This is a genomic window from Sulfitobacter sp. AS59, from assembly GCF_038899995.1.
Taxonomy (GTDB): Bacteria; Pseudomonadota; Alphaproteobacteria; order Rhodobacterales; family Rhodobacteraceae; genus Sulfitobacter.
Genome location: NZ_JBBMQK010000003.1, coordinates 171,588 through 194,174 on the forward strand (window position 1 = coordinate 171,588; position 22,587 = coordinate 194,174).

Consider the following 22,587-nt stretch of genomic DNA (forward strand, 5'->3'; position numbering starts at 1 on the left):
CAGCAACCAGAACATCACGGATTCGGAGCGGGGCATGAACCTGGCAGACAAGCTGACGCAGGAACGGCGCGGACGTCTTGCAGCGGAGCGGATGCTTGAGCTGAAACAGGCCGAGCTATTTGCCGCCAATCGCAAGCTGGGTCTGCACGCGCAGAAACTGTCCGATGAAATTGTGGAAACCCGCGCCGAAGTGGAAAACATTCGCGGGGAAAACCAGCGGGTGAAATCCGATCTGAACGCCGCGCGCGAAAAGATCGAACTGACGGAACGCAGGCTGTGGCAATCAATTGAAACGATCAAAGACGGTTTTGCATTATTCAGCGTAAACAACGAATTGATCATGGCCAACCGGTCTTATCTTGCGATCTTTGACGGGCTTGAACTGATCAGCCCCGGTGTCAATTACGTGACCATCTTGCAAGTGCTGACCGAAGAAGGGATCGTGAATACCGGCGATCTGTCGACCAAGAACTGGCGACGCCTGATGACAGAGCGGCTGCACGATTCCGACCCCGAACCCACGGTGATACAATTGTGGAATGGTCGGCACATCAAGCTGGTTGATCAGCGTGGGCCGAGCGGCGACATGGTTTCGCTCGGGCTCGATATCACGGCGACGGTGGAATATGAGCGTCAATTGCAAGAGGCACGTGCGATTGCAGAAAGCGCCAGCCGCGCGAAATCGGCGTTCTTAGCCAATATGAGCCACGAAATCAGGACACCGATGAACGGTGTGGTGGGCATGGCCGATGTTTTGCGCGACACCGAACTGACCGAAGACCAGCAATTATATGTCGATACGATCAAAAACTCGGGCGAGGCGCTGCTCGTCATTATCAATGATGTTCTCGATTATTCGAAAATCGAAGCTAAAAAACTGGACCTGCATGTTGAGCCCTTTGATCTAGAGCGTGCGATCCAAGAAGTGATCATGCTTTTGCAACCGCTTGCCCGTGAAAAGGGGCTTGGGCTGGCGTTGGACTATGATCTGTTTATGCCCACGCATCTGATCGGCGACCCCGGACGTATCCGGCAGGTTTTGACCAATCTTATGGGGAACGCGGTAAAGTTCACCAGCGAAGGTCACGTTCTGGTGCGTGTCACGGGCGTACCGGACGCGGAAACCGGCAAGGTGATGGTCAAAATCGCGATTGAAGACACAGGCATTGGCATCGCACCCGCCATGATTGACCACATCTTTGGCGAATTTAATCAGGTCGAAAATGAACGTAATCGCAAGTTTGACGGCACCGGTTTGGGTCTGGCGATCTGTCAACGGCTGATCCAGATGATGGAAGGCGATATATGGGTCACCTCGCAAGAACAGGTCGGGTCCTGCTTTGGTTTTGAACTGCCGCTAAAGGCCGAAGGCCAGATCAACACGGCGCATCCGCCCCTGCCGAAACATTTGCGCCATATCATGGTGGTCGAGCCTGAAACAATAAACCGCTCAATCCTGCTGAAACAGCTTGAGCAGCTTGGCCTCAAGGTTACGTGCTGCGACACGGCGGCAGCTGCACTGGAGCAGGTCGGGCCCGACGTCGATCTTATCCTTGCCGATCACATCATGGCGGATATGGATGGTTTCGAACTTGCGGCCCAGTTGCGTGCGCGGAACCAGCAGTGCGATATTATCATCGTCAGCTCAAACGCCGCACTGGCAGACAATGACCCGGCCCGCAAACTGGTCTCATCCGTTCTGAAAAAACCAATCCCGCGCAGTGACTTGCTGGCGCAATTGGCAACGGTCTGCACCCCGCTCGGTGGAGCCGGCCAGAATGAACCACGCAGAATGCGTATCTTGGCCGCCGAGGATAACAAAACCAACCAGCTTGTTTTCTGCAAAATGATCCAACATCTGGATGTCGATCTAAAGCTGGCCAACAATGGCGAAGAGGCGGTCGCGCTGTTCGAGAGTTTTGAACCCGATATGATTTTTATGGATATCTCGATGCCAAAAATGGATGGCAAAGAGGCAACCAGCGCCATTCGCAAGCTTGAAGAGAAGACGAACCGCCGCTGTCCTATCGTAGCACTTACGGCACATGCCATGACCGGCGACGATACAGGCATCTTGGCCGCCGGGTTGGATCACTATCTAACCAAACCGCTGCGCAAACCTGACATTACCGCACAAATTCAGGCGCATCAGCCCCTAGATACGCTGCCTCTGCTTCTCGAAGACGACCATCAAGCGGCTGGATAATCCCGCAAAAATACCGGCTTTTCAGGTGTCGACAGGTCTTTTTGCCATGCATACCCGCCGATATCGAAATCGCGCAGCGCTTCTGGATCTTTCAAGCGGTTCTGAATAACGAACCGCGCCATCGCTCCGCGGGCTTTCTTGGCGTAAAAACTCACGATCTTGGGGCCTTTTCCGGCGCCTTTATCTTCCATGAACTGGGGCGTGATGACGTCCAGCTTCAACGCCTTCAGGTCGACCGCGCCGAAATATTCCTGACTGGCACAGTTGATCAACGCGCTGCTGCCCGTCGTCTCAGCCTGCTCATTCAACGCCCGAGACAGCTGTGCCCCCCAATATTCATACAGGTTTTTGCCCCGTTCCGTTTTCAGCCTGCTGCCCATTTCAAGGCGATAGGGTTGAATGCCGTCCAAGGGGCGCAAAACACCGTAAAGCCCTGAAAGAATACGCAAATGCTCTTGGGCATATGCCAGCTCGTCCGCCTCAAGGCTCGTCGCCTCAAGGCCTTGATAGGTGTCGCCTGCAAATGCAAATGCTGCCGGACGCAGGGCATCCCCATCGGGGGCGTCTTCATAGCTTGCGAAACGATCACGGTTCAACTTGGCCAGATTATCACTCAGATGCATCAGCGATTTCAGATCACCCACGCTTAGGCCGCGCGCAGAGCGCACCAAATTTGCCGCGTCATCCAGCATATACGGCGTCGTCATGGGCACATCACGTGCATCCCAATTCATCTTTTTGGCAGGCGAAATTACAACGAGCATGGTGATCCTCTTTTTGACACACCCCGTGACTTAGCCCGCCTCCCTCAGAACGTCCAGAAATGCGGTGCCAAACCTTTCGGCGCGCTTGTCCCCCAGCAGACGTTCAAGGGCAGTATCGTCGGCATTTCGCAGCTGCGCGACCTTGGCCAACAGCGACGCAGAACAGCTAAGCGGTTTGTCGGTGCCAGCCGCGCCGCGCGTCAGTTCGGCCTGCACCTCCAGCAAGCGGTCATAGACAGTGCCTGCCTCACGCCCGGCCAGTTTGCGGCGAGTCGGGTGCATCTCTTCGGACGTCCCGTTGATCACATCCAGAAACGCGCGTCCGTAGCTTTCCAGCTTTTTGGCACCAACACCGCCCACACGGGCCATTGCATCCAAACTGTCGGGCCGCTTTTCCGCCATTTCGATCAAGGTGCGGTCGTTAAAGATAATATAGGCTGGCACTTTCGCAGCCTCAGCCAAGCCGCGCCTTTTGGCCTTGAGCGCTGACAGCAGCGGCGCGTCTTCTTCGCTGACCAGCATTTTGACAGCGGGGCGGCGTGTGGCGCCAGCCGCGCGTATGCTATCTCGGCGCAGGGAAATCTGCGCTTCGCCCCGCAAGATCGGCAATGCCGCATCGGTCATGCGCAGCGCGCCATGGCGTTCGGCATCAGGGCGCACCAAATCATGCCCCATCATTTGCCTGAACACGGCCTGCCACTCCCGCTTGTCATATTCGGTGCCCACCCCATAGGTCGGCAGGCTGGTATGGCCCCGTTCACGGATTTTGTCCGTCTCGTTGCCCAGCAGAATATCAATCAGATGACCGGACCCAAACCATTCATCTGTGCGCAGCATGGCGGATAGCGCTTTGCGCACCGCGGTGGTCCCATCGAAAACATCCGCAGGCGTATCGCATAGATCGCACCGCCCGCAGGTGATCTCGGTCTCGTCAAAATACCCCAGCAAGGTTTTGCGCCGACATTCCAACGCCTCGGCCAGCCCCAAAAGCGCATTCAACCGCCCATGATCGGCCGCCCGCCGTTCCGGTGGCGCGATCCCTTCGTCAATCTGGCTGCGGCGCAATCGAATGTCATCCGACCCGAAAAGCGTCAGCGTCTCGGCGGGCGACCCGTCCCGGCCTGCGCGGCCGATTTCCTGATAATATGCCTCGATCGATTTCGGCAGGTCCGCATGCGCGACCCATCTGATGTCGGGCTTGTCGATCCCCATGCCAAACGCAACCGTGGCAACGACAATCAAACCGTCTTCTTGCTGGAAACGCCGCTCGGCAATGCGGCGGTCTTCGGCATCCATCCCGCCGTGATAATGCAAGGCAACGTGCCCCTCATCGCGCAAGGCCTTGGCAAGCCCTTCGGTCTTGGCGCGCGTCCCGCAATAGACAATGCCCGATTGCCCCTTGCGCGCTGCCGCAAAGTTCAGAATTTGCGCACGGGGGGAGTTTTTAGCCGCAAAGGCCAGATGGATGTTAGGCCGGTCAAAGCCGCGCAAAAATGCACGTGGGGCCGCGCCGTCGAACAGCTTTTGAACAATCTCAACCTGGGTTTCAGCATCTGCCGTCGCCGTGAAGGCTGCCAATGGCACGTCCAAGGTCCTGCGCAATTCACCAATGCGCAAATAGTCAGGGCGGAAATCATGGCCCCACTGGCTGACGCAATGCGCCTCATCCACCGCGATCAACGACACACCAACCCGCTTGAGCATGCCAATCACGGATCCCGCCGCCAGCCGTTCAGGTGCCATATAAAGCAGCTTTAGCGTGCCCGCCTCCAGCCCCTCCCAAACCGCATCGGTTTCCTCTGGCGTATTGCCTGACGTCAACGCCCCTGCCCCGACGCCCAACTCCTGCAACGCCCTGACCTGATCTCGCATCAACGCAATCAGCGGCGATATCACAACCGTCACGCCATCGCGCAGCAGCGCAGGCATCTGAAAGCAAAGGGATTTGCCACCACCCGTAGGCATGATTGCCAGCACGTTTTCGCCTGCAGTTACCGCCTCGACGATCTCTTGCTGGCCGGGGCGAAACCCGTCGAAACCAAATACGTCACGTAAAAGCGTGGCAGCGCCTGACATGGAAAACCTAACTATAATCTGCTCGTTAGGGGCAGACTCCCACACTCAGAAACAAGGGACAATAGCCATGCTTCTCTGGCTTTCCAAATATCCTCCCCGAAGGGCCGTTTAGTAAAACAATGCGGCGTTGTTTATCAAAAGGATACGCAAAATCGCGACCGAGATCAGAACGACCAGCGGCGCAAGGTCAAGCCCGCCCATTGGCGGCAAAAAGCTGCGGACCCGGCTATAAACAGGCTCTAGCAGGCGGTTTAGCCCCTCCCAAATCTGCGCGACCAAGGGCTGGCGCAGGTTTAATACCTGAAAGTTAATCAGCCAGCTCATAATCACGTGGGCGATGATGACAAACCACACGATATTCAAAAGCAGCATTAGGATTTGGAACAACGATGTCATGGCTCGACCTTTTTATGAACTGTAACGCAGTTAAGCAGCCCCCCGTAAAAGAGCAAGGGCAGCAACAGTTCTATCATTACATAGAGTTAATCACGACTGAAAAATCCAGCTCGCTCACCAGCTCCATTGTCCAGTCCGGAAAATGACGTTCGGTGATTTGCTTTTCATCAAGAATTTTAAAGCCGCTATGGCGTTCGTCCGCGCGGATTTCTTCGATAAGGCCCCGCACTTCGGCTTCTCCGCCCTCTAGCGCCTGACAAAAATTGCGTCCGTTATAGGCCAAGGCACCGGTGATCCCCAGTTGATGGTTTTTCACTTTGGCTTGTTCTGCAATCTGCTTGACTGTGTCTTTTGAAACGGACGGGCGGGCAGTGCTAAAGTATAAAATACGGATCATGTGGTGCTCAAAATATTAATGGTATGCCAACCAAAATATAGCCCCACCCCTAAAAAGAAAACCGCTTTTGCCGGGGTTTCTCTGCCCGCGCAGGCATTCTGTCACCTGCCGTTTACCGCCGCGCAGAAAACGCGCCTTGCGCGGTGCTACCCCACTGCACTACCGTCCCCCAAAACCGGAGAGCACATATGGCAACGATTTCATCGCGCAAGAAAATCTGGGGGTGGTATTTCTTTGATTGGGCAAGCCAGCCTTATAATACGTTGCTTTTGACTTTTATTTTCGGTCCCTATTTTGCACAGACGGCCACCGCTTCATTAGTTGACGGCGGGATGCCCATAGAGTTGGCCAAGGCGCAAGCGCAGGCATATTGGGGCTATGGGCTGGCCATTGCGGGTGTTTCCATTGCCATCCTTGCGCCCATTCTGGGGGCCGTGGCGGATTCAACTGGCAAGCGTATGCCGTGGATTTGGCTGTTCTCTGCCCTCTACGTTATCGGGTCCGCAGCCCTTTGGTGGACCGCGCCGCAGGATTTCTCGGTCACTTGGGCGCTAATCTTCTTTGGGGTCGGCCTGATAGGGATGGAGTTCGCGACAATTTTCACGAACTCCTATTTGCCTGAACTGTCCCCCGACCCAGCCGAGAGAGGGCGCGTTTCAGGATCAGGATGGGGGTTCGGCTATGTCGGTGGTGTTGTCGCCTTGATCGTGATGATTTTCTTGTTTCAGGCCGGCAACACCGGAAAAACAATGCTGGGTCTCGACCCCGCATTCGGGCTGGACCCCGCCACCAGCGCCGACACAAGAGTCGTTGGGCCGCTCACCGCGATCTGGTATGCTATTTTCATGATCCCCTTCTTTTTATACGTCCGGGATACGCCAAAACCGAATGCCGAGAAATACGTTGTGGGCAAGGCGTTGTCTGACCTAGGTCGCACCCTGAAAAAACTGCCACAGCATCCGTCGCTGCTTGCCTATCTGGGGTCGTCGATGTTTTACCGCGACGCGTTGAACGGGATGTACACATTTGGCGGCATTTATGCGCTTGGCGTGTTGAACTGGTCGATCATTGATATCGGGATTTTTGGCATCCTTGCAGCTGTTTCAGGGGCCATTTTTTGCTGGATCGGCGGGCGCGTTGATCGCGCCATTGGGCCGATGCCGGTCATCGTGGCCTGCTGTAGCGTTCTTATCGCGACCGCTTGTTTGATTATCTCGCTTACGCCGACCTCGGTGATGGGTTTCGTCCTTGCCGATGGGTCCGCGCTGCCTGACATTCTGTTCTATATTGCGGGCGCATTGATCGGTGCCGCGGGGGGCGCGTTGCAGGCATCGTCCCGCAATATGCTGACCCGTCAGGGCAATCCGGAGCGTATGACCGAGGCCTTTGGCCTTTACGCCCTGTCAGGCAAGGCAACGGCGTTTCTGGCTCCGGCGTTGATCGCGATTGCAAGCGATTTAACCGGAAGTCAAAGATTGGGTATTACACCTGTTGTTGGGCTCTTCATCCTTGGGCTGGTTCTGCTAGTATGGGTTAAACCGAATGGAGATTTCGCAAAATGACCTTTTCTCGCTTTCTGGTCGGCATAACCCTATTTCTGGCGATGACCGCATGTAGCGGACCATCATCCAAACCGAACCCGCGAGCGTCACAAATTTTGCCCACCATCGGGTCCTCCGGCGGCGCGCTCAGCAACGTTCAAGCAAAGAAACTGTTCGGGGCGAAAAGCGGTGGATCACGGCAAAACCCGGCGGCCTTTGGCAGCTATGCAAAGGGCTGTGTCGCAGGTGCGCAGCAATTGCCGGAAACGGGCCCGACTTGGCAGGCAATGCGTTTGTCGCGAAACCGAAACTGGGCCCACCCAGAGATGATCGATTTCGTCAAAAACCTAAGCGTGAAAGCAGCACGGCAGCCCGGATGGAACGGGATTTACGTCGGCGACATGAGCCAACCGCGCGGTGGCCCAATGCTGTCCGGTCATGCCAGCCACCAGATGGGGCTGGACGCCGACATTTGGATGCTGCCCGCCAAATCGCTGAACCTAAGCCGCGCCGAGCGCGAGAAAATCTCCTCTGTTTCCATGCGTCGGGCAAAGGGGGCTTACGTCAACAGCAGCTGGACACGTCAACATCATGAAGTGTTGAAAGCAGCAGCATCCGACCCCAGCGTCGCCCGTATTTTCGTCTTTCCTGGGGCGAAGGTGCAAATGTGCGCCGACGAAAAAGGCGACCGCAGCTGGCTGCGGAAAATTCGCCCGTGGTATGGGCATCATTATCATTTCCACGTCCGTCTAAGCTGCCCTCAAGGCGCACGTGGCTGTGTAGACCAAGCGCCGCCCCCTGCAGGCGACGGATGCGCTGATGCGCGGCAATGGCAGGCGAATATCCTGAACCCACCGCCGCCAAACCCGAACCCGCCAAAACGCAAACCGAAACGCGCGCTGATCTTGGCGGACCTGCCTGCGCAATGCCAATCGGTACTGGAAGCGAACTGAACCTTATCAGCTTCATACCTACGCTATTTTTAACCTCGGTCGCTTCGGCGGCCGTGGATAAACCTGTGTTGCATCTTGAAGCTGAGTTCACCTGGCACAACAGCGCGTCTTGGTTCGGCGGTCTGTCGGGGATCGAGGTTTCGCCTGACGGCCAGCATATGACCGTCATCACAGATCGAGGCCGCGTTCTGCAGGCCACCTTGCAGCGGGACGGACGTGTTGTCACCGCCGCCAAGATCACCCATTCCGTCGCCATGCGGGATGAGGCGGGCAAGATATTGCGCAAACCTTTCATCGATGCCGAAGGATTGGCGATTGCACCCGATGGCCAACACTATGTCAGCTTTGAAGGGCAGCACAGGATCGTAACCGTAGACCTGCAAAACGGCGTCACCACGCCTTTCGCCGCCTTTTCCCCGTCAGATTTTCAGGGTGAAAACAGCGGCTTCGAAGCACTTGCCATCGGTCCTAATGGAACGCTATTCGCGATCCCCGAACAGGCGAAAGGCGATTACTTTCCCCTGTTTGCGTTCAAAGACGGGCAACAAACCATTGCAGCGCAAATACCCCGAAACGGTCCCTTTCTGCCTGTTGGTGCGGATTTTGACGGCAGTGGCAGGTTGTATTTGCTGGAACGTACGGTGACCCCGCTGGGGTTCAGAACGCGGATCAGGCGGATCGATCTTGATGCCGCGACGCCCCACAGTGTTACCCTCATCCAGACCCTCCCGGCGCGGTTTGACAACCTCGAAGCAATCTCTGTCTGGGAGGATGCATCGGGTCGAACCCGGCTAACGCTTGTGTCTGACGACAATTTTATGCCGTTCCAAAACACCCAGATCATCGAATTTTCAGTTATCGATTAGCTTGCAAGACGCAGATCAACCGCTTAAGGCCAATTTGTCTGCGATTCCCGCAGGCCAAGTCGCCGCACCCTTGCAAAAAACGGTTAACACATGACACGCACATATCTTCCCGGCATTATTGCCATGGCCGCCATTGTTGTGGCCTCGAATATTCTCGTTCAATTCCTCTATGGGCAATGGCTCACTTGGGGCGCATTTACCTATCCTTTCGCCTTTCTAGTGACAGACATCATGAACCGCGTTTACGGCCAGACCGCCGCACGGCGTGTGGTTTTGGTGGGTTTTGTCGTTGGTTTGGTCTGCTCTTTGATCGGCACACAGATCATGGGCGAATTTGGTCCACTGGTGACAATTCGCATCGCCATCGGGTCCGGCACCGCTTTTTTGGTGGCGCAACTTCTTGATGTTGCGATATTTTCGGCCCTTCGGGACGGAAAATGGTGGCGCGCGCCGCTAGCCAGCACGTTGATCGGCAGCACTGTTGATACGGTATTGTTCTTTTCAATCGCGTTCTCTGGCGCGCTGTCGTTTATCAGCCCCCTAACAGACGTATCTTGGGCAACCGAAGCGCTGCCATTGCTCGGCAGTGGGCCCGTTGCACCGCTTTGGGTATCGCTTGCTGTGGCTGATTGGGCTGTAAAGCTTAGCCTTGCCTTGATCGCGCTGGTCCCTTTCCGTTTGATCACGGCGCGGCTACTGCCCGCACGTTAAGCGACGCTAAAACCACCCCTGCGGGCGCAAAGCTATTGCCACGATTGGCAGCAGCTTTGCGCCCGCAGTCGTTTGAGGCGGCAAAAAAACGTTTTGCCTTTTGCTGATCCTGTGCAAAGCTTTGGGTGAGTTCAACAAATGTAAAGGAGGTGATCCAGTGTCAAGAACGGTATTGGAGAGAGGTGTCGGAACAGCTTGGGAGGACAACCGCTAGGGCAGCCCTTAGTGGTCAGAACCTTGGGTGGATCGCTGATCTAACCGATCCCACCTCCGTAAACCATTCGATTGGGCCGCTCTTTTCAGGGCGGCCCTTTTCGCATTTTCGGGGGTCTTTTACTTGGACAGTTGCGATGCGATACTACCCCCAAGGAGACCACCCGTGCTGCACATCACCGACGACATTACCATTCAAGACTGGGAGCTGACCGAAAGCTTTATGCGGGCGTCCGGCCCCGGCGGGCAGAACGTCAACAAGGTCTCAAGCGCGGTTGAATTGCGGTTCGAGGCGGCGACCTCCCCTTCGTTAACCAACCCTGTGAAAACCCGTTTGCGCAGACTGGCAGGGCGCCGGTGGACCAACGAGGGGGCATTGGTCATCCAATGCGACGAGACGCGCAGCCAGGCCCGCAACCGCGAAATCGCGCGGGACCGGTTGAAAGAGCTGATCAAATCAGCGCTGACCCCGCCCAAACGCCGCATTCCAACCCGGCCAACGCTGGGGTCGAAAAAGCGACGCCTGAAGGAAAAGAAAGTCCGCGGAGAGGTAAAGGCCCTGCGTGGCAAGGTTGACCCGGCCAAGTGATCCGATACCCTTAGCAGTTTGCGATGGTGATATAGCGGCTGTCTGCTAGGGTTCCTCCGAACCCCCTTTAGGATCGACATCATGCTGAGGAACCGCACTACCCTCGCGATCACCTTCTCGCTGATCGCTTTGGTCTTGTTTGATCTGATGGGTTTGATCATCAAGCATCTGTCACCACATTACGGCGCTGCGGAGCTATCCGCCTATCGGAATATCGCGGGCTTGATCCCAGCAGGCATTGCACTTTGGCTTTCGCCGGATTGGCATCAAAACGGGCGCATCCTAAAGATCCGTCAGTGGCGATTTGCGCTTCTGCGTGGCATCATCCTGACGTTTGCGCAGTATTTCTTTTATCTGTCGCTGGGGCTGCTCAGCTTTGCGACCGCATCAACGATCACATACGCGAACGTGCCGATCATGGTGGCCCTGGCGGTTGTTCTGCTTGGCGAAAAGGTTGGCGCACTCAGATGGGGTGCCGTGCTTTTGGGGTTTGCAGGGGTGATTATGGTCGTCGGACCGGGGAGCGATAGCTTTCGGCCCGCGGCCCTATTACCGCTTGCGGCGGCGGCGTGCTATGCGTTGGTGGCCGTGACGACCCGCATGATGGATGACGATGTTCCCAGTGCGCTGATCAATCTTTATTCTTCCGGCCTTGCCGCGATCGGATCGCTAGCGCTTGCGGTTTTCACAGCTGGCTTTACCCCGCTTGCGTCGGGCACCGACCTGCTGTGGATTGTCGGCATGGGCGCGTTTGGCGGAACAGCCGTGTTATTCCTGATCATGTCTTACCGACTGACCGAGCAAAGCAATCTGGCACCGTTCAGCTATTTCGGCATCCCGCTGGCTTTTGTCCTCGGCTGGATTTTCTACGATGAGGCACCGTGGTCCGATCTACTCCCCGGTGCGCTGTTCATAGTCGTTGGCGGATTGCTCATCGTGTGGCGCGAACGCAAAATCAGCCAAACGAGGCAAAGATCATCGCCTAGACGATGACCTTTTGCGTGTCCTGCTCACCCACCTGAAAAACACGCTTGTAGCGGTCGATCTCGCTTTGCGGGCCCATTGCCTTGTTGGGGTTATCCGACAGTTTGACCGTCGGTTTGCCGTTTGCCGAGACTGCTTTGCAAACGAGGCTAAAGGGGGCAAGCGCATCGTCAGGTACCAGATTGCGGAAATCATTGGTTAGCAAGGTGCCCCAACCAAACGAAACCGTCGCCTTATCCGCAAATTGGGTGTGCAGCTCTTTGATCTTGGCCACGTCCAGACCGTCGCTAAATATGATCCGCTTGCTGCTTGGGTCCTCGCCCCGCGATTTCCACCAATCAATGGCGATTTGCGCAGCCGTGGCCGGGTCGCCGCTGTCAACGCGGATGCCTGTCCAACCCGCCAACCAATCAGGCGCATTGTCCAAGAACCCTTTGGTCCCATAGGTATCAGGCAGGATAATCCGCAGATTGCCTTCGTGTTCTTCATGCCAGTCTTGCAAAACATCATAGGGGGCCTGCGCGAGCGCGGCATCATCCTTGGCCAAGGCAGCATAAACCATCGGCAGTTCATGGGCGTTGGTGCCGATCGCCTCGACTTCGCGCGACATCGCGATTTTGCAGTTCGATGTCCCGGTAAAGGCATTTCCCAGCCCTTCTTGCATGGCTTGAACGCACCAGTCCTGCCACAAGAAAGAATGACGGCGACGTGTGCCGAAATCAGCGATGGACAGGCCCGGAATTTTGCGAAGCTCTTCGATCTTTTCCCAAACGCGGGTCATGCCGCGCGCGTACAGAATTTGCAGTTCGAATTTGCCCATTTTGCCCAGAACAGCACGGCCGCGCAGTTCCATCAGAACCGCAAGTGCAGGGATTTCCCACAGCATTACCTCGGGCCATGTCCCCTCGAATGTCAGCTCGTATTGGTCGCCTTTGCGTTCCAGATGATAGGGCGGCAGGCGGAGCCCCTCGAACCACTCCATAAAGTCGGGGCGGAACATCTGGCGTTTGCCGTAAAACGTATTGCCCCGCAGCCAAGTGCTTTCACCGCGGCTAAGCGACAAGGACCGGATATGATCCAACTGCTCGCGCAGCTCGCCTTCGTCGATCAGATCAGCAAGGGGGATGTGCTTTGACCGGTTTATCAGGCTAAACGTCACCTGGGTCTCCGGCTTGTTGCGAAATACCGATTGGCACATCAGCAATTTATAGAAATCCGTATCGATCAGCGACCGAACGATCGGGTCGATCTTCCATTTGTGATTCCAGACGCGGCTGGCGATATCGACCATGATCTTAGGCTCCGTTAGGCGGTGTGTTTGTGACGCATCCCGTTTAAGGGGGCAAGGGAATAGCCGCTGACATAGGCATAAACCTATGATATCGCAGAAAGCATCCCCCAAATAGGTCCGCGTTATGTTGGAATGGCCCAATCTTCTAAGAGAACTGATCACCTTGTTCGTTGTGATCGATCCAATCGGCAGTTTGCCGGTTTTTCTATACGCGACGGCCAATGTGCCCAAGAAACTGCACCGTAGCTTTGCGCTGCGTGCTGTGTTGGTTGCCGGGGCCGTGTTGCTGGCCTTCCTCATCGGGGGGCAGTTCTTGTTGGAATCTCTGGGCTTGCGGCTTGGATCGTTTCAGGTGGCGGGTGGCATCGTGCTGTTTCTATTCGCGCTGAGTATGATCTTTGGCGAACCCAAACCATCACAAGAGATTGAGGCTGCCGAACGCGATCATCTGGCCGGCGCGGTGTTCCCACTGGCAATGCCATCCATCGCGTCGCCGGGTGCGATGCTGGCCATCGTCATTCTGACGGATAATCACAGCAACCCCGTGTCGGATCAGATCGTCACGGCAGCGCTGTTGGTGCTGATACTGGCCGTTACGTTGGTGCTTTTGCTGATGGCTGGAAAAATGGGGCGCTTGATGGGTACGACAGGTGCCAGCGTGATCAGCCGCGTCATGGGCATCATTCTCGCAACCGTTGCGGTCGACGCCACCTTGGGCGGCCTCGACGCGCTTGGCATTTTGAACCTATCGCCGGTTCAACAGCCTACGCTTGGGTCAGGGTAACGCCGGCTGCAACCATCCCATCAAGGGCGGCGGCAAGCGACCCGTCCAGATCAATAGCACGGCAAAGGTCTTGCCGGACCTCGACGTTATAGCCCAATTTCGCAGCATCTACTGCTGAAAAGTTAACGCAGAAGTCCAAGGCCAAGCCGACCATGACCAAATCCGTAATGCCACGGCAGCGCAGATAGCCGTCAAGCCCGGTTGGCGTGATGTGGTCGTTTTCAAAAAACGCGGAATAGCTGTCGATATCAGGGTTGTACCCTTTGCGAATGATCAGATCGGCGGCTGTATCATTCAAATCAGCGTGAAATTGGCCACCCTTGGTGCCCTGAACGCAATGATCCGGCCAAAGAACCTGCGGGCCATAGGGCATTTCGGTCATCTCATACGGCCCCTTATCCGCATGCGAAGACGCAAAAGAAGAGTGCCCCGCCGGATGCCAGTCTTGGGTTAAAATGACGGCGTCCACATCTGACATAAGGTCATTGATCTGTTCGATAATTTCATTCCCTTGGGGGACTTCCAGTGCCCCGCCGGGGCAAAAGTCGTTTTGGACGTCGATCACGATCAATGCTTTGGTCATTTTGTTTTCTCCTTATCACGACTCGCGATACCATATCTTCACGGTCAGGTCAGGGCGGAAAGCACCCTCTTGCCTGACGCGCGCAGGGGGCGTATCTGAGCGCCCATGTATATCATTGCCGCTCTTTATCACTTTACCCGTTTCAGCGATCCTGACGGCCTGCGCGCACCTCTTAAGGCGCTGTGCGATGCGCAGGACGTTAAAGGCACTTTGCTGGTCGCTGGCGAAGGGATCAATGGCACCATCGCAGGCCCGCGTGCCGGTATTGATGTGGTGATTGCCCATATCAAATCCTTGCCGGGCTGCGATGGGTTGGAGTGGAAAGAAAGCACCGCGAAAACCCCGCCTTTCGGCAAAATGAAAGTCCGCCTGAAGCGTGAAATCGTCACGATGGGCCAGCCTGATGTCGATCCGACCGACCGCGTCGGCCACTATGTCGAAGCCACTGATTGGAACGATCTGATCAACCGTGATGATGTCGCTGTAATTGATACCCGCAATGACTATGAGGTATCTATCGGGACGTTCGATGGTGCCATTGACCCGCAAACCAAAAGCTTTGGGGAGTTCCCCGCATGGTGGCAGGAGAACAAGCACCGTTTTCATAACAAAAAGATCGCGATGTTCTGCACGGGTGGTATTCGCTGCGAAAAATCAACGAATTACCTTGTTGGGCAGGGTGTTGAGGATGTGTTCCACCTCAAGGGCGGCATTTTGAAATATCTCGAAAATGTCCCTCAAAAAGACAGCAGTTGGCAGGGCGAATGTTTCGTTTTTGACAATCGCGTAAGCGTTGGTCACGGGCTTAAAGAAGGCCCCCATATGCTGTGCCACGGCTGCCGCCGACCGATCCTGCCACAAGATACCGCCCGCGAGGGATACGAGGCCGGCGTAAGTTGCCACCAATGCGTTAATGAGACCTCTGATGCCGACAAAGCCCGCTTTCGCGAACGCCAGCACCAGATCACGCTGGCCCGTGACCGGGGTGAAGACCATCTGAGCTAATCAACGCCCGGTTAGAATACTGACAATTAAAGATGTTAAGCTGGCTGTAACTCCTCCTCGTTACACCTTCCCTTGGGTGAAAAAAGGGTAGTGAGAATGGCGGCGCAGGCAAATGCGGCACCAGTCATCATTAAACGTAAAAAAGTGATCAAAGGCGGCGGGCACCATGGTGGTGCTTGGAAAGTCGCCTACGCGGACTTTGTGACCGCGATGATGGCATTTTTTATGTTGATGTGGCTGCTGAACGCGACAACAGAACAACAACGTCAGGGGCTGGCTGATTACTTCTCCCCTTCGATCCCGATTATGCGGGTTTCGGGCGGTGGTGACGGTGCGCTGTCCGGCGACAGTATTTTTACAGAAATGACATTGCCCAATAGCGGGACAGGTGCATCAGCGCCCGATCAGTCAGGTCAAGGCCAAGACGCCAGCAGCGGCCCCGATGTCGAGGGCGAGAATGAACGCTTCAAAGCAGTGGATGAACTGCTTAGGGGGCGTGGCGGCGAATCTATGGTCATGGATGAATTGAAGCGCCACGTGATCACCAAGGTCACCGACGAGGGAATGGTTATCGAACTATTCGATGTCGAAGGTACACCCCTATTCAAAGAGGGTACTGATAGGGCATCGCCACTTCTTGAACAGCTGCTTTATGTGATTGCCGATGCAACCAAGGTTGTCGTGAATGACATTTCGGTGGCTGGGTACGTCCGTTCCAATCCAATTGTAGCTATTGAGAACCCAGTTTGGGATCTATCAGCGCAACGCGCAACCGTGACCCGGCTGCTGCTTGAGAAATATTTGGATGACCCGAAAAGAATACAAAAAGTAACAGGTTACGCAGATCGGAAGCCTGAAACAGAAAACAAGATGGACGTCCGTAACAATCGGCTTCAGGTGATTTTGCTAAGACAATGACGGCCCAGAACTATGGCGTATTTTATCTGTTAGTCAGGCGTTAAGTCACAAGCGCCTATGTGTTGGAACCAACGTCGATTGGAACAACAGAAAGGCTAGCGCATGACAATTTCATCTTCGCTCAATGCAGGGGTTGCAGGACTACAGGCCAACGCAACGCGTTTGGCCGCTGTTTCGGACAACATCGCGAACTCCTCCACTTATGGCTACAAACGCGTCGTCACTGATTTTAACTCATTGGTGCTGAGCGACGGGATCAGCGGCTATACTGCGGGGGGCGTCCGCGCCTCTTCCAACCGGTTGGTCAGCGAAAGCGGGGCTGTCATCAGCACCTCAAACTCAACCGATCTTGCGGTGCGCGGTCGCGGCTTTTTGCCGGTCACCACAAAAAACGCATTTGAGGCTGACCCAAACGGCGATAGCAGCAGCGAAATGATGCTGGCCACGACCGGCTCCTTTCGGCTGGATTCAGATGGGCTGCTGACAACAGAAACCGGGTTGCTCTTGCTTGGATGGCCCGCGAACCAGGATGGCACTGTCGCGAACTATCCTCGGGATACGAATGACGGGCTAAGCCCGGTTCAGTTCGCCCTCAGCCTAAGCGGTGATCCCACCACCAAAGTTAATATGAGTCTGAACCTGCCGGCCACCTCGACAGAGGCGAGCGGGTCTGGTGAATCACAAGTGCTATCTATCGAATATTTCGACAACCTCGGCACGTCGAAAAGTATCTCGATGGAGTTTACGCCGACCGTTCCAGCCACGGGCGCATCCAACGAATGGACGGCTGTTTTGACGGATTCGGCCCAAGGTGGCGCGGTGGTCGGCGAATACGTAATCACATTTGACGACAGCCGCACGGCGGGGGGCACAATCGGCTCTGTCACGACAGTGTCCGGTGGCGGCTATGACCCTGTGACCGGCGCGATGGTGATCAACGCCGCCAGCGGCCCGATCGAGTTCAATATCGGCGCGATCAACAGCGGTACGGGCCTTTCGCAACTGTCTGACAGTTTTGCCCCGATTGCGCTTACCAAAGACGGGTCGCCCGTCGGTAACATGGCATCTGTCGAGGTCGACGCAAATGGTTTTGTAAACGTGCTTTATGACAATGGATTGCGCAAAACGATCTATCAAATTCCACTGGTTGACCTGCCAAACGCCGAAGGGCTCGTTTCTCTCGACGCGCAAACCTACATGATTTCACCTGAAAGCGGCGCTTACTTCCTTTGGGACGCAGGTGACGGACCTACGGGCGATATCAAAAGCTATGCCCGCGAGGAATCCACAACCGATGTGGCGACGGAGCTGACCACAATGATCCGCACACAGCGCGCCTATTCATCAAACGCCAAAGTCATCCAGACAGTTGATGAGATGCTGCAGGAAACCACGAATATCAAACGCTGATCATAGGTGATCAGCCGCCCAACAAAGTGAACGCGAGGTTAATATGAGCATTACCGGAGCACTATCAAACGCGATGCAAGGTCTTCAGGCGGCTGGTCGTGGGTCCGAGGTCATAGCGGCCAACATCTCCAATGCGCTGACGCCAGGCTACGGCATGCGGATACTGGAGCTTTCCTCGAACGCGTCTTCTACAAATGGCGGCGTCATGATCAGTGGCGTCGGTCGTCAGATGAATGACAGCTTGGCCCAAGACAAGCGGCTGGCAGAAGCCGCCAACGCGAATGCTTCGGCGCTTCACGGCATCTATACAACCATCGAGAACATCATTGGTTCTCCTGACGAGCCGACCTCGATCACCGCGCAAATGGCCGCACTTGAGACAGACCTAATTACCGCAGCAAGCCGGCCCGACGCGCCAGAACGACTGTCGGCAGCCGTAGGGTCAGCTCGTAATCTGGCAAACAGTTTCGTCAAAGCGTCCAAAACACTGCAAGAAGCGCGCACCAATGCCGACCGGACAATCGGCATCCAAGTTGACCGGCTGAACTCTGCGCTGTCGCAGGTTCATTCCCTGAACAAAATGATCACCAAATCTCAGGTGCAGGGCAATCAGAACCATGCGCTTGTGGATCAACGGCAAATGTTGATCGACGAGATCAGCGTTCTTGTCCCCGTGCGCACCGTACCCCGCGACAATGGTCAGGTTGCTTTGTATTCATCAGGTGGCGTTATCCTGCTTGATAGCACAGCCGCCGAAGTCAGCTTTGACAAGACCAACACTGTCACACCGTATCATGACGTCGATGCCGGGACGTTGTCGGGGATAACCGTGAATGGGTATCCGATTGGCACCGCATCGGACAATGGCGGGCTATCGGGTGGGTCAATCGCCGCGCAGTTCAAGATCCGCGACGATATCGCAGTCGAAGCGCAAGGCCAGCTTGATGCGTTGGCGCGTGATTTAATCGAACGGTTTCAGGACCCTGCAGTAGATTTAACCCTAGGCGCGACCAGCCCTGGCCTATTCACCGACAACGGTGGTGCCTTTGACCCTGCCGATGAAATTGGCATTGCACGGCGGCTGTCACTCAACGCCGCTGTCGATCCGAAGCAAGGTGGCGAAGCTTGGCGATTGAGAGATGGGTTGCTCGCTGCTTCAACAGGTGACGTCGGGGATGGCGCACAACTGAACCGGCTTGTGGATGCGCTGACATTATCGCGGCCCTCGGCAAGCGGAATATTCAGTGGGGGAATGTACTCCGCTATCGATCTGACTTCGACGATTACTTCGCATTATGCGGTTAAACGAGACAGCGCTGAAAATACACTAAGCTTTAACGCCGCACAGGTTTCCGAACTGACCGAACGACTACTCGGCGACGGCGTGGATAGCGATCAAGAGCTACAAAAGCTGATGCTAGTTGAGCAAGCTTTTGCCGCGAATGCGCGCATGCTCCAAACCGTTGATGAACTGATGCAAACAGTGCTGGGGCTATAAATTATGAAAAGTATGTCTATCGGAGATCTCGCTCAGTCCTTCGTGCTGCGCCATCGCAATAGTGACCTTAAGCAGCAGATGGCCCGCCTCACGCAGGAGCTTACCACCGGACAAGTTGCTGACGTGCGACACGCCGTGAAGGGAAATTACAGCTATTTGACAGAGGTGGAGAGAAGCCTGGACGTGCTGAACGGATACAAAATGGTGACTGCCGAGGCGAGCATCTTTGCCAGTAATATCCAAACGACACTCGGCCGATATCAAGAAGTGGGGGAGCAACTCGCCAATAGTTTGGTCGTAAGTTCCATCGGTGCCACGTCTGGAGGTATCGGCGAAGAGGCCAAGGCCACGGTCGACACATTGGTCAGTGTGCTAAACACAAGGTCGGCCGGACGCAGCATATTTGGTGGTACCGCAACCGACAGATCACCGACCGAAACATCCGCCGTCCTACTTTCTGAGTTAACGACCGCAATGGCTGGTGCAACCAACCCGGCTGATATGTTTACCGCTGCTGAAGCTTGGTTCAATAGCCCGACAGGCTATGACCTTGCCTTTTATCAAGGCGGCTCAACGGCTCTGTCGGACGTTCGCATTTCGGGTACAGAGCAGGTTAGCTTCGACATTCGTGCAACTGACCCGGATCTTAAGAAAACACTTCTTTTTGCAAGCGTCGCAGCCGTTGCCGATGATCCAGCCTTTGGTCTTGATGAAAAGCAAATCACCGAGGTTTACAATCGGGCCGGGGCCTCCCTGCTTGGAGCGAGCGATTCCCTTACATCATTGAGGGCCAACGTGGGTGTTCTAGAAGCACAAATAGACAGGACTGCGACCCGAAACGCTGCCGAGATGAGCGCAATGGAATACGAGAAATCGGCGCTCTTACAAGTTGACCCTTATGAGGCCGCCACAAAACTGGAAGAGGTCCAATTTCAACTGCAAAGCATCTATTCGGTCACAGTAAGAATGTCGAAGCTATCACTGGCGAACTTTCTATGATCCGTTTTTGCATCACATTTTTTTGTATGATTTCCATATCTAGCCCCGCCTATACAGGGCCGGTCAGGATAAAGGATCTCGTTAACTTTGATGGTGTTCGTGAAAACGATCTGGTCGGATATGGGCTTGTTGTTGGGCTAAACGGGTCAGGTGACGGGCTGCGCAACGCGCCCTTCACCGAAGATATCATGACCAACATCTTAGAGCGGCTGGGCGTGAACGTAACCGGCGAACAGTTTAGGCCAAAGAATGTCGCTGCCGTATTTGTGACCGCTACGCTGCCGGCCTTTGCCAGAACAGGTAACCAGATCGACGTAACAGTTTCAGCGATTGGCGATGCCAAAAGCCTTATGGGCGGCACCCTGATTATGACCCCGCTAAACGCCGCCGACGGCGAGATTTATGCCGTCGCGCAGGGCACGATTATTGCTGGCGGGGCTGTTGCCGAAGGTGATGCTGGCCAGGTCACACAAGGGGTCCCAACCTCCGGTGTCATTCCTTCAGGCGCAAGGGTGGAACGTGAGATTGACTTTCAATTGGCCGCCCTGATGAACCTGCGCGTGGCCTTGCGAGAAGCCGATTTCACAACTGCCAGCAGAATTGAAGCTGCGATAAACAAAAACTTCGGCAGACGCGTGGCAATCATGCTGGATAGCGGCACTGTTCAGCTAGATATCGCAAATACAAACATGGGCTCTGTCGCACACGCACTCGGCCGCATTGAGAACATCAAAGTTGAGCCAGAACGCAAGGCCCGCGTTGTCGTGGATCAACGGTCCGGAACAATTGTCATGGGCGAGGATGTCCGTATTTCGAGGGTTGCTGTTTCTCAGGGGAATCTAACAGTACGCATTCAAGAGGATCCAATTGTGGTCCAACCCAATCCATTTGCCGAAGGGGAGACCCTTACCCTCCCCCGCACTCGAGCCGATATTATAGAAGAGCCTGGAATAGGCTTGGCGGATATCCCCACCGGCACTTCTCTCTCAGAGGTGATAGCCGGCCTAAATGCGCTAGGTGTCTCCCCCCGAGATATGATCGACATTCTTAAAAGCATCAAAGCCGCAGGTGCCCTTCACGCCGAATTTTTAGTTCGTTGAAACAACCGTATTTGCCCAAAGAGGATCGCCGTAGGACCCGGCCAAATACCGAATCTGTACGCCACTATTCCGGCGAAAACCGTCGCCAGCCCGATGTGCATCACAGCCACTGATAGGGCGAAATCCCGAAGGCTAAGGTCCTCCGCGTAAAAGCAATATGCCACAAAAAGCAAGATCGACACGGACTGGAGAGACATCAGCTCGCTTCTTCGTGCAGTTAGGCGAAGCACCTCTTCGCAGGCACCGAGCAGAGCTTTGCAGTAGTGACCGGCCACAGCAAAAAACAAGCAAAACGCGAATAGCTGCTGGTCGTCGCCAAAAGCCGGTGCGTAAAATTTTCCTAGTGCAAGAGGGATCATCGATATCCCACCACCGATCAAGAACAACCCCAAGTTCAACCTAGCCGCCGCACTTACGAAGTCCGCATTCACACTAAATTTCAATCGTGATCTTAATAGATCAGACCCTGCCTGCAGCAGGTGCAAAAACAGTGGACGCACAGTTTCCGAAAAAATCCGGGCCATGATATAAATTCCAATATGCTTTATGTCAAAAAATACTGGAAGAATTAATATATCGACCGATCTAAGAATGCATCCGACCGAAGAACTCTCCGAATTGGGTGAAGAGAGGTAAACTATCTTATGTCGCTTACAGTAGCCCTTGGTCGACGCAATTATGGAAATCTTGATAGCTATTAATGGCATAACCACACAGATTACCACATTATCAGAAGTAACCACGCCATGGCTAATTAGTATCCAGTAAATGAAAGCAGAAATGATGTACCGTGAACTTCGAAGGTAGTCGAGAATAATTGCAAATCCTAATTCATTATCAGGGTGACGACGTGGTAAAAAATCGACGGCCACGTAAACGGCGATCGCTAAAATGCCAGTGACGTTGATAAGATACGCTGACGTCACATAGATTAACGCGGCTACTGTGAAAATCACACCGACTGCAAAAGTCAAAAATTTTATATAACTATTTGACCAATATGACCCAATAGCCAAGACACTAATATTGGAAATCGATTTGAAGATCGACGTAGCAGCCTCAGTCCATCGGATAAGCAACAGCGTCAGAGCGGCAATTTCTAGTCCAAATCCATCAAAAATCAATGCTCCGGTAATTAGCAATGCAACGTTGTTAAGTACGTTCAAAGCCATAATCCGCAAACTACGGTTTTCGGACATCAGCTTAACACTTCTAGAATCGTCCATTATCTTTCCATTCATATAAAACAAGCTCTGGCCGCAACAAAATGGTGTCACAGAAATATTATCGGCTTATATATGAA

Annotated in this window: 21 protein-coding genes; 14 read left to right on the forward strand and 7 right to left on the reverse strand. The window is 54.7% G+C overall.

Annotation, left to right across the window (positions count from 1 at the left end):
• The first annotated feature begins 34 nt into the window (after positions 1-34).
• Positions 35-2,206: a response regulator gene (locus WNY39_RS08285; protein ID WP_342845096.1), complete on the forward strand. Its 2,172-nt coding sequence runs from the start codon at positions 35-37 to the stop codon at positions 2,204-2,206.
• Here the strand turns inward: WNY39_RS08285 and yaaA are convergent.
• The 4 genes from yaaA to WNY39_RS08305 all read right to left on the reverse strand — a co-directional run bounded on the left by yaaA (position 2,191) and on the right by WNY39_RS08305 (position 5,839).
• Complete coding sequence (gene yaaA, locus WNY39_RS08290) at positions 2,191-2,970, reverse strand: peroxide stress protein YaaA (RefSeq protein ID WP_342845097.1); 780 nt, start codon at positions 2,968-2,970, stop codon at positions 2,191-2,193. The genes WNY39_RS08285 and yaaA overlap by 16 nt on opposite strands.
• 30 nt (positions 2,971-3,000) lie before the next feature.
• Positions 3,001-5,046 (reverse strand): DNA helicase RecQ, encoded by a 2,046-nt coding sequence (recQ, locus tag WNY39_RS08295; protein ID WP_342845098.1) that lies wholly within the window; start codon positions 5,044-5,046, stop codon positions 3,001-3,003.
• Positions 5,047-5,154: 108 nt separating this feature from the next.
• Complete coding sequence (locus WNY39_RS08300; protein ID WP_341232671.1) at positions 5,155-5,442, reverse strand: YggT family protein; 288 nt, start codon at positions 5,440-5,442, stop codon at positions 5,155-5,157.
• A 76-nt stretch (positions 5,443-5,518) separates the two neighbouring features.
• Positions 5,519-5,839 (reverse strand): BLUF domain-containing protein, encoded by a 321-nt coding sequence (locus WNY39_RS08305; protein ID WP_342845099.1) that lies wholly within the window; start codon positions 5,837-5,839, stop codon positions 5,519-5,521.
• A 188-nt stretch (positions 5,840-6,027) separates the two neighbouring features.
• On the opposite strand from WNY39_RS08305, the gene WNY39_RS08310 reads away from it, so the two are divergent.
• From WNY39_RS08310 to WNY39_RS08335, 6 genes are all read left to right on the forward strand, one after another.
• On the forward strand, positions 6,028-7,401 hold the full coding sequence (locus tag WNY39_RS08310; protein ID WP_342845100.1) for an MFS transporter: 1,374 nt from the start codon (positions 6,028-6,030) through the stop codon (positions 7,399-7,401).
• Complete coding sequence (gene mepA / locus WNY39_RS08315; protein WP_342845101.1) at positions 7,398-8,333, forward strand: penicillin-insensitive murein endopeptidase; 936 nt, start codon at positions 7,398-7,400, stop codon at positions 8,331-8,333. Before WNY39_RS08310 ends, mepA begins: the two co-directional genes overlap by 4 nt.
• Before the next feature lie 65 nt (positions 8,334-8,398).
• The gene (locus WNY39_RS08320) at positions 8,399-9,199 is read left to right on the forward strand and encodes an esterase-like activity of phytase family protein (protein WP_342845102.1); all 801 of its coding nucleotides are present in this window, start codon (positions 8,399-8,401) and stop codon (positions 9,197-9,199) included.
• A gap of 90 nt (positions 9,200-9,289) precedes the next feature.
• Positions 9,290-9,910: a queuosine precursor transporter gene (locus WNY39_RS08325; protein WP_342845103.1), complete on the forward strand. Its 621-nt coding sequence runs from the start codon at positions 9,290-9,292 to the stop codon at positions 9,908-9,910.
• 379 nt (positions 9,911-10,289) lie between these two features.
• The gene (gene arfB / locus WNY39_RS08330) at positions 10,290-10,712 is read left to right on the forward strand and encodes an alternative ribosome rescue aminoacyl-tRNA hydrolase ArfB (protein ID WP_342845104.1); all 423 of its coding nucleotides are present in this window, start codon (positions 10,290-10,292) and stop codon (positions 10,710-10,712) included.
• A gap of 81 nt (positions 10,713-10,793) precedes the next feature.
• Positions 10,794-11,705 (forward strand): DMT family transporter, encoded by a 912-nt coding sequence (locus tag WNY39_RS08335; RefSeq protein ID WP_342845105.1) that lies wholly within the window; start codon positions 10,794-10,796, stop codon positions 11,703-11,705.
• Here WNY39_RS08335 and pncB read toward each other — a convergent pair.
• The gene (gene pncB, locus WNY39_RS08340) at positions 11,695-12,987 is read right to left on the reverse strand and encodes a nicotinate phosphoribosyltransferase (RefSeq protein ID WP_342845106.1); all 1,293 of its coding nucleotides are present in this window, start codon (positions 12,985-12,987) and stop codon (positions 11,695-11,697) included. The genes WNY39_RS08335 and pncB overlap by 11 nt on opposite strands.
• Before the next feature lie 124 nt (positions 12,988-13,111).
• On the opposite strand from pncB, the gene WNY39_RS08345 reads away from it, so the two are divergent.
• On the forward strand, positions 13,112-13,771 hold the full coding sequence (locus WNY39_RS08345; protein ID WP_341232679.1) for a MarC family protein: 660 nt from the start codon (positions 13,112-13,114) through the stop codon (positions 13,769-13,771).
• Here the strand turns inward: WNY39_RS08345 and pncA are convergent.
• Complete coding sequence (pncA, locus tag WNY39_RS08350) at positions 13,752-14,354, reverse strand: bifunctional nicotinamidase/pyrazinamidase (protein WP_342845107.1); 603 nt, start codon at positions 14,352-14,354, stop codon at positions 13,752-13,754. The genes WNY39_RS08345 and pncA overlap by 20 nt on opposite strands.
• 105 nt (positions 14,355-14,459) lie before the next feature.
• On the opposite strand from pncA, the gene WNY39_RS08355 reads away from it, so the two are divergent.
• The 6 genes from WNY39_RS08355 (at position 14,460) to WNY39_RS08380 (ending at position 21,284) form a co-directional block, all read left to right on the forward strand.
• Positions 14,460-15,359 (forward strand): rhodanese-related sulfurtransferase, encoded by a 900-nt coding sequence (locus WNY39_RS08355; protein WP_342845108.1) that lies wholly within the window; start codon positions 14,460-14,462, stop codon positions 15,357-15,359.
• A 96-nt stretch (positions 15,360-15,455) separates the two neighbouring features.
• The gene (locus WNY39_RS08360) at positions 15,456-16,277 is read left to right on the forward strand and encodes a flagellar motor protein MotB (RefSeq protein WP_342845109.1); all 822 of its coding nucleotides are present in this window, start codon (positions 15,456-15,458) and stop codon (positions 16,275-16,277) included.
• Between the two features lie 102 nt (positions 16,278-16,379).
• On the forward strand, positions 16,380-17,687 hold the full coding sequence (locus tag WNY39_RS08365) for a flagellar hook-basal body complex protein (RefSeq protein ID WP_342845110.1): 1,308 nt from the start codon (positions 16,380-16,382) through the stop codon (positions 17,685-17,687).
• A gap of 43 nt (positions 17,688-17,730) precedes the next feature.
• Positions 17,731-19,185 carry a flagellar hook-associated protein FlgK gene (flgK, locus tag WNY39_RS08370; protein WP_342845111.1) on the forward strand — a complete coding sequence of 485 codons (1,455 nt, stop codon included), beginning with the start codon at positions 17,731-17,733 and terminating at the stop codon, positions 19,183-19,185.
• Between the two features lie 3 nt (positions 19,186-19,188).
• On the forward strand, positions 19,189-20,184 hold the full coding sequence (locus tag WNY39_RS08375) for a flagellin (protein WP_342845112.1): 996 nt from the start codon (positions 19,189-19,191) through the stop codon (positions 20,182-20,184).
• 26 nt (positions 20,185-20,210) lie between these two features.
• Positions 20,211-21,284, forward strand: a complete 1,074-nt coding sequence (locus tag WNY39_RS08380; protein WP_342845397.1) for a flagellar basal body P-ring protein FlgI — start codon at positions 20,211-20,213, stop codon at positions 21,282-21,284.
• Here the strand turns inward: WNY39_RS08380 and WNY39_RS08385 are convergent.
• Positions 21,260-22,510 carry a hypothetical protein gene (locus WNY39_RS08385; RefSeq protein ID WP_342845113.1) on the reverse strand — a complete coding sequence of 417 codons (1,251 nt, stop codon included), beginning with the start codon at positions 22,508-22,510 and terminating at the stop codon, positions 21,260-21,262. The genes WNY39_RS08380 and WNY39_RS08385 overlap by 25 nt on opposite strands.
• Between the last annotated feature and the right edge of the window lie 77 nt (positions 22,511-22,587).